Origin of the sequence: Halomonas sp. 707D4, from assembly GCF_024158685.1 — a bacterium.
Classification (GTDB): Bacteria; Pseudomonadota; Gammaproteobacteria; order Pseudomonadales; family Halomonadaceae; genus Vreelandella.
In genome coordinates, this window is record NZ_JAMZBD010000696.1 from 1 (window position 1) to 1,215 (window position 1,215).

A 1,215-nucleotide genomic window follows, 5' to 3' on the forward strand; every position below is an offset into this window, starting at 1 on the left:
CACCCGGATGGCGAGGCCGAAGCGGGCCCGGTCGACGATTTGCTCGAGCTCGCCGCGCTGGAGCGGCTCTACCGCCAGCCCTTGAGCGCCGCCGATGCGCGGGTCGACCGCGTTGAGGATCAGCGCGGTCTTCAAGGGCTCGGCACCGACCACGCCGGCAAAGGGGAAGGCGATCATGGCTGACTCCTCGTGCGGTGGGGGTCGCGGCGCGGCATGAACACCGGCGCGCCGTCGATCTCGGCGGCGCTCAAGGGCTGGCGGTAGAGCCGCTCCAGCGCGGCGAGCTCGAGCAAATCGTCGACCGGGCCCGCTTCGGCCTCGCCATCCGGGTGCAGCAGCAGCGCGTGGCTGCACCAGCGCGCGGCCAGGTTCACGTCGTGCAGGCACATCATCACCGTGCGCCCGTGAGCGGCCCGTTCACCGAGCAGCGCCATCACCGCGCTCTGGTGGTGCAGATCGAGATGATTGGTCGGCTCGTCGAGCAGCCACACCGCCGGGTCCTGGGCGTAGAGCGTGGCGAGCGCCACCCGCTGGCGCTCGCCGCCGGAGAGCGAACTCACCAGACGCCGCTCGAAGCCGGCCAGATCGAAGGCGCAAAGCGCCGCCTCGACGCGCTCGCCATCGCCCGCGTTTTCGCGCTGGAAAAGCGACAGGTACGGGTGGCGGCCCATCATCACGGCCTCGAACACCGTGGCGGGAAAGCCGTCCATGCGCTCCTGGAACACCAGCCCCAGCCGCCGGGCGACCTCGCGCCGGCCAAGCGCGCCCAGCGGCTCGCCGTCGAGAAAGACGCCGCCTGAGCGCGGGGCGTGGAGCCCGGCCAGGGTGTGCAATAGCGTGGTCTTGCCCGCGCCGTTGGGGCCGAGCACGCCCCACACCTGGCCGGGGGCGATCTCGAGTTCGAGCGGGCGCGTCGCGCGGCCGGGAATCGCCAGCGCAAGCCCTCGGGCGGCCAGCCGGCTCACGGGCGACTCCGGTGGAGCAGAAACAGAAAGGTAGGCACGCCGAGCAGCGCGGTGATCACGCCGACCGGCAGCTGCTCCGGGGCGATCAGCGTGCGCGCCAGCGTATCGGCGAGCAGCACCAGCGTGCCGCCGGCGAGCGCGCAGGCGGGCAGAATGCGCCGCTGGTCGTTGCCCAGCACCAAACGCAGCATGTGCGGTACCACCAGCCCGACGAAGCCGATGCTGCCGGCGGTGGTCACCGCCACGGCGG

The 1,215-nt window shown here is 72.3% G+C and carries 2 protein-coding genes; both read right to left on the reverse strand.

Annotation, left to right across the window (positions count from 1 at the left end; translation table 11 throughout):
• Positions 1–173: 173 nt before the first annotated feature.
• Positions 174–965: an ABC transporter ATP-binding protein gene (locus BIS11_RS17980; protein ID WP_253426497.1), complete on the reverse strand. Its 792-nt coding sequence runs from the start codon at positions 963–965 to the stop codon at positions 174–176.
• Positions 962–1,215, reverse strand: a 254-nt coding sequence (locus BIS11_RS17985; RefSeq protein ID WP_253586782.1) for an iron chelate uptake ABC transporter family permease subunit, incomplete at its 5' end; no start/stop codon positions are given. The genes BIS11_RS17985 and BIS11_RS17980, both read right to left, overlap by 4 nt.